The sequence below is a fragment of the Grimontia marina genome (assembly GCF_900060185.1).
Lineage (GTDB): Bacteria > Pseudomonadota > Gammaproteobacteria > Enterobacterales > Vibrionaceae > Enterovibrio > Enterovibrio marinus.
In genome coordinates this window covers 1-6,359 of the sequence record NZ_FIZY01000103.1, presented here as the reverse complement: position 1 = coordinate 6,359, position 6,359 = coordinate 1, and the positions used below count along the sequence as shown (strand labels likewise).

4 protein-coding genes are annotated in these 6,359 nt (G+C 41.6%); 1 reads left to right on the top strand and 3 read right to left on the bottom strand.

Annotation, left to right across the window (positions count from 1 at the left end; all coding sequences use genetic code 11):
* Nucleotides 1-1,108 precede the first annotated feature (1,108 nt).
* Nucleotides 1,109-2,071 carry a transposase gene (locus tag GMA8713_RS24895; protein ID WP_062715278.1) on the bottom strand — a complete coding sequence of 321 codons (963 nt, stop codon included), beginning with the start codon at nucleotides 2,069-2,071 and terminating at the stop codon, nucleotides 1,109-1,111.
* A 1,332-nt stretch (nucleotides 2,072-3,403) separates the two neighbouring features.
* On the bottom strand, nucleotides 3,404-4,366 hold the full coding sequence (locus tag GMA8713_RS24885; protein WP_062715272.1) for a transposase: 963 nt from the start codon (nucleotides 4,364-4,366) through the stop codon (nucleotides 3,404-3,406).
* Nucleotides 4,367-5,666: 1,300 nt separating this feature from the next.
* On the opposite strand from GMA8713_RS24885, the gene GMA8713_RS24875 reads away from it, so the two are divergent.
* A complete protein-coding gene (locus GMA8713_RS24875; RefSeq protein ID WP_198159583.1) occupies nucleotides 5,667-6,011 on the top strand; it encodes a hypothetical protein in 345 nt (114 codons plus the stop codon).
* Nucleotides 6,012-6,022: 11 nt separating this feature from the next.
* On the opposite strand, the gene GMA8713_RS24870 is transcribed toward GMA8713_RS24875, so the two are convergent.
* The coding region (locus GMA8713_RS24870; protein ID WP_157515497.1) for an IS630 family transposase at nucleotides 6,023-6,359 on the bottom strand (337 nt) is incomplete at its 5' end.

Sequence of the window (6,359 nt, the reverse complement as noted above, 5' to 3'; positions counted from 1 at the left end):
GCCACGAGGTATCGGTGCTATGATGGCCATCACTCAGTCCTTTTGTCGGTATGTTTCGGTTTGGCGATTGATCAGATCGCACAAAGCGGACTGAGTTTCTCTTATCTTTGAGATCTACTATTAGGAACAGCTATTTAGCAGCAACTTTCCTTCTTTCAGGCTTTTACGCTAGCGCTGATATAGTCAGTACCCAAACTAAAACTATTGATAGGATATTTGCATACGATGACTATGGTGCTGTAGCAGGAAGAGACGGTGCTGACGTTATAGCGTGGTTTCAGACTGGTGTGCCCGGTTGTGAAGATGGCGTTTGGTTATCACCCGCAGCTCCTGGATACAACACCATTACTTCCTTCTTGCTAACAGCGTACACAACAAATCAGAAGGTAAGATTTCAAATATATGATGATCGAGTTTGGAAAGGCTCAAAAAGTAAGTTGTGCCAAATTGATGCTATACGCTTCGAATAAGTCAAGTATAAATTAAGGAGTTAACGGGACAGACACCGTAAGAAAAATCTAATCACTCTTATATCAATAACTCATTGATATAATTTTAAACTTATCAGAAAGGTGCTCAGAAGTGGTTACAGACGAGATTCCGCGTCAATCAAAACCAAATCTGCAAACTTCAAATAGCATAAAAACAGGCAATAGCTTGTTGGTTGGTAGTGTTTGGGTTGAGAAGAAAAGTTTTAGCTGTCAAGCAGTCTAAACCCTGATAGTCGCTTTCGGTTGAGGTGAGGCAATATTAGCGGGACAAACACCGTAAGACGTCAATCCAAGCCAAACCTGTAAATTTCAAACAACAGAGAAACAGGCAATAGCCTGTTGGTTGGTAGTGTTTGGTTCGAGGAAGAGAGTTAGCCGTCAGGCAGTCTAAAGCCTGATAGTCGCTTTAAGGAAATTAGTGGGACAGGCACCCTAAGAGAAATCTAGTAACTCTTCTATCAGCAACCCATTGTTATAATGATAGGTTTAAAAGAAAGGCACTAAAAATGGGCTTGTGAGGTAATTTCCCCTCAATTCAAGCGAAATGCATAAATTTCAAACAACACAAAAACAGGCAATAGCCTGTTGATTGGTAGTGTTTGAGTTGAGGAAGAAAGTTAGCCGTCAGGCAGTCTAAATCCTGATGACCGCTTTCGGTTTAGATGAGGTAGCGCTGCTTTAATCGCTAGGCTGCTGCCGACTAACCTGCCCTGCTCGATTTGAGTGCAAGCACTCATCCATTCGGCCGATTCAAATCCGAGTCTGGAAAGAATGAGTGGCAAGGTGGCGTCGATGTGACCGCGTTTATCATCGCGGATTTGTCTGCCCGTCCAGTCGACAAGCTCTAGGTAATCCATTAATCGAAATGGAATACCATCAGGCATAGGCTCACGAGGGTTACCGACAAAAGGGAAAAGATAAGGCGCTGTGTGTTGTTCTTTTCTTAGGGCATCAATCCGTGCTTTCACAGAGGTAAATGCGGACTTCTCTGGCGTATCGGCAATCGCAGCGCGCACCGGGTTTAAATCTACATATGCCATGGCTGCTGCCAGTGCCTTTTCATCAAGCAAAGCCTGGCTTTTAAAGCGCCCTTCCCAGAAATGACCGGTACATTGGTCTTCTCGGTTGGCCTCTGTAGCAATGTATTGATTGAGCAGGCGCATAAACCAACTGATGCTGGTCAGTCGCTCTCGCCAGAGTTCGATAATTTCTTCGCAGCGTTGGCCTTCAGCTTCGGACAGTTTGTCACCTCGGATAAAGCGGTTGACCAAAACGGGACCGGAGTGCAATGAGAGCCAGCGTTCAGCGACCTGTTCCAGGGACAATGATTCGGCGTCTTTAACGTTAATGTGCAAAACAACGTGATAGTGATTGCTCATAATGGCGTAGGCGCAAACATCAATACAGAACGTTTGTGCCAGTAACAGTAGACGCTTCTCTATCCATTCGCGTCTGTGTTCAAAGCACTTATCTGCATGTTTGTCATAACCGCAAAGAAAAGAGCGGCGAACGCATCGAGATATGCAATGATAGTAAGGCGTTGCTGACACATTAATCAGCGAAGAGCGGGCGATGGTCATGGCTATCATTTAAAGCTTAAGGTTCCATGAATCTACATCGGTATCTTTATGCTGTCTTTTCGGGATTGGATATATACGGACTCTTATTCATCTAGATGAAACTGATAGAGTCATCGTTTTCTTTAGGTAACTCCCCATGAAGTTTTACTGTCCTAATCTTATCGTGAATATATTTGGAGAGAAATATGCATAAACTCGTAAAGTTAATCACAGTATCCCTCTTATTATTCTCAAGCCAGGCTTTCTCAAACGCAGTTTGGTGTTATGGAAATGTAGAACGAGTATACGTAGAGCATTCAGGAGGTTTAATAATATTCAGCACATGGAGAAATGAATATACTCAGCTATGTAGCGTAAACTCTGTTTGGAAAGGGATTACTCAAGAGGTTTGTAAAAGTTGGTTGTCTATGGCGATGACAGCGAAAGTAAGCCAAGTACCAGTTATCACACATTATGCCTCATCTTCATGCGAGTCAATGCCTACCTATAGCAACGCACTTGCACCAATTTACTTTATGCTTAATAAATAATTCTGATTACAAGGTTGAAATAAAAATTTTGATTCACCATTGAAATTTATACTTTAACCAAATTATAACCAACATATATCAAATAACTTACGGTGAAGATATGAAATTAATACGTTCCATAGCTCTAACTTGTTCTTTTTTAAGTCTAACTGCATTAGCATATGACTATGAGACAGTAACTGTGTGTGCATTACAAACACATACAAATAGTAACTATGCCTACTTGCGAGTTTGTGATGCCAGACCAAGCAATAATGGTTGTAAAAGCGGGTCATTTATTTCCTGGAATATAACAGATGGACAAGGGAATGTGATGTATAGCACTGCGATGGCAGCTATGGTTTCCGGGAATCCAGTTACAGTGAAACTCGATGGCAGGACTTGTATTAGTTCATATGATGAAACTAGCATGATAAGAATATTGAAAAAGTAATAGCTTTCAGTAAACGAGGATAACAAATTGAAAAGTGGAATTTTTCTTGCCATTTCCATTTATATAATTTCATTTTTTTCACAAGCTGAGATTTCTTTCAACAACAAAATCTCATGGATTGCCATCAGTACTGCTAACTCTAACAAGGGTCATTTTGTGGAAATAAACTACTGGGACAGACATCACAAGAAAAATCTAATCACTCTTATATCAACAACCCATTGATATAATGTTGAATTTATCAGAAAGATGCTCAGAAGTGGCTACAGACGAGATTCCGCGTCAATCCAAGCCAAATCTACAAACTTCAAACAGCATAAAAACAGGCAATAGCCTGTTGGTTGTTGATGTTTGGTTCGAGGAAGAAAGTTATCCGTCAGGCAGTCTAAAGCCTGATAGTCGCTTTCGGTTTAGGTGAGGTAGTGCTGCTTTAATCGCTCGGCTACTGCCGACTAACCTACCCTGCTCGATTTGAGTGCAAGCAATCATCCATTCGGCCGATTCAAAGCCGAGTCTGGAAAGAATGGGTGGCAAGGTGGTGTCGATGTGACCGCGTTTATCATCGCGGATTTGTCTGCCCGTCCAGTCGACAAGCTCTAGGTAATCCATTAATCGAAATGGAATACCATCAGGCATAGGCTCACGAGGGTTACCGACAAAAGGGAAAAGATAAGGCGCTGTGTGTTGTTCTTTTCTTAGGGCATCAATCCGTGCTTTCACAGAGGTAAATGCGGACTTCTCTGGCGTATCAGCAATGGCAGCACGAACGGGGTTTAAATCCACATAGGTCATTGCAGCTGCGAGTGCCTTTTCATCAAGCAGAGCCTGGCTTTTAAAGCGTCCTTCCCAGAAATGACCGGTACATTGGTCTTCTCGGTTGGCCTCTGAAGCAATGTATTGATTGAGCAAACGCATAAACCAACTGATGCTGGTCAGTCGTTCTCGCCAGCGTTCGATAATTTCTTCGCTGCGTTGGCCTTCAGCTTCGGACAGTTTGTCACCTCGGATAAAGCGGTTGACCAAAACGGGACCGGAGTGCAATGAGAGCCAGCGCTCTGCGACCTGTTCCAGGGACAATGATTCGGCGTCTTTAACGTTAATGTGCAAAACAACGTGATAGTGATTGCTCATAATGGCGTAGGCGCAAACATCTATACAGAACGTTTGTGCGAGCAACAGCAGACGTTTCTCTATCCATTCGCGTCTATGTTCAAAGCTCGTATCTGAATGTTTGTCATAACCGCAAAGAAAAGAGCGTCGAACGCAGCGGGATACGCAGTGATAGTAAGGCGTTGCTGATACATTAATCAGCGAAGAGCGGGCGATGGTCATGGCTATCATTTAATGATTTAGGTTCCAAGAATCTACATCGATATCTTTGTGCTGTCTTTTCGGGATTGGATATATACGGACTCTTATTCATCTAGATGAAACTGATAGAGTCATCGTTTTCTTTAGGTAACTACCCATGAAATTTTACTGTCCTAATCTTTTCGTAAAAATATTTGGAGATAAACATGCATAAACTCGTAAAGTTAATCACAGTATCCCTCTTATTATTCTCAAGTCAGGCTTTTTCAAATGTCTGGTGTTATGGAAATGTAGAACGAGTATACGTAGAGCATTCAGGAGGTTTAATAATATTCAGCACATGGAGAAATGACTATACTCAGCTATGTAGTGTAAACTCTGTTTGGAAAGGGATTACTCAAGAGGTTTGTAAAAGTTGGTTGTCTATGGCGATGACAGCGAAAGTAAGCCAAGTACCAGTTATCACAAATTATGCCTCATCTTCATGCGAGTCAATGCCTACCTATAGCAATGCACTTGCACCAGTTTACTTTATGCTTAATAAATAATTCTGATTACAAAGTTGAAATAAATATTTTGATTCACCATTGAGATTTATACCATACCCCAGTGATAACCAACATATATCAAATAACTTACGGTGAAGATATGAAAGTAATACGTTCCATAGCTGTAACTTGTTCTTTTTTAAGTCTAACTGCATTAGCATATGACTATGAGACAGTAACTGTGTGTGCATTACAAACACATACAAATAGTAACTATGCCTACTTGCGAGTTTGCGATGCCAGACCAAGTAATAATGGCTGTAAAAGCGGGTCATTTATTTCCTGGAATATAACAGATGGACAAGGGAATGTGATGTATAGCACTGCAATGGCAGCCATGGTTTCCGGAAACCCAGTTACAGTGAAACTCGATGGCAGGACTTGTATTAGTTCATATGATGAAACTAGCATGATAAGAATATTGAAAAAGTAATAGCTTTCAGTAAACGAGGATAACAAATTGAAAAGTGGAATTTTTCTTGCTATTTCCATTTATATAATTTCATTTTTTTCACAAGCTGAGATTTCTTTCAACAACAAAATTCGATGGATTGCTGTCAGTACTGCCAACTCTAACAAGGGTCATTTTGTAGAGTTTGAAAATCTCCTTCAGAATACCAATGACTGCCGTCCTGACCAGAACCACAAACCTCGAATTATGTTTACAAAAGAGGACAAAGATATTCTCTCACTATTGCTCACCGCGAAAGCATCAGATCGCGCTGTAGGATTTTATTACTCGAAAACAAGCTCCATACCGAAAGCATTTGGACATGGATTGTCTGAATGTGAGTTTATTAATATATGGCTTCAATAGTTCAGTACCTTCGCGAAAATTTCATATTATGAAAGAACTTAAATCTTTAAACCGCCGTTTTCCCTTGATAAACCTTATCTCATTTTTCCTTTTGTCACTCCCTCTAAACGCCTCAGCAGGTGAAGGCAGTGGTAAAGTTACTCGTATCTACGCTCATGAGAAGAATGGCGGGGCAGGGGTGATTATGTTCAATGTCGAAACTCACACAAACCCACCTGCATCCTGTCCGGGTCACGAATGGGCTTTTGATGCGAATAATGACCAAGGAAAAGCGATGTATGCCCTTTTACTAAATAACTGATCCGAATAGTGCTACATTTTCGCCGTGCCGTGGCAACCTCCCGGGTAAGGCGATACGTTATCCATAAAGTGCTTCACCTTCCTGAGCAATTGCCACATATGTTTACACCTGTGATTCCGAGTAATTGTCTCATGGAGAGCATTCCACAATCGTTCTATGACGTTGACCCAAGGGCAATAAACGGGCTGGAACAGCAGCCTGAACTTTGGGTTCTTCTTGAGCCAAGCCTTCGTTTTTTTACTTTTGTGGATGATGTAGTTATCCAGTATCAAGGTGACACTTTTGGCTCGGCGGTAGTGCCACTTTAGCTTCTCCAGCATGGCAATGAATAGGTCTGAGTCTTTCTTT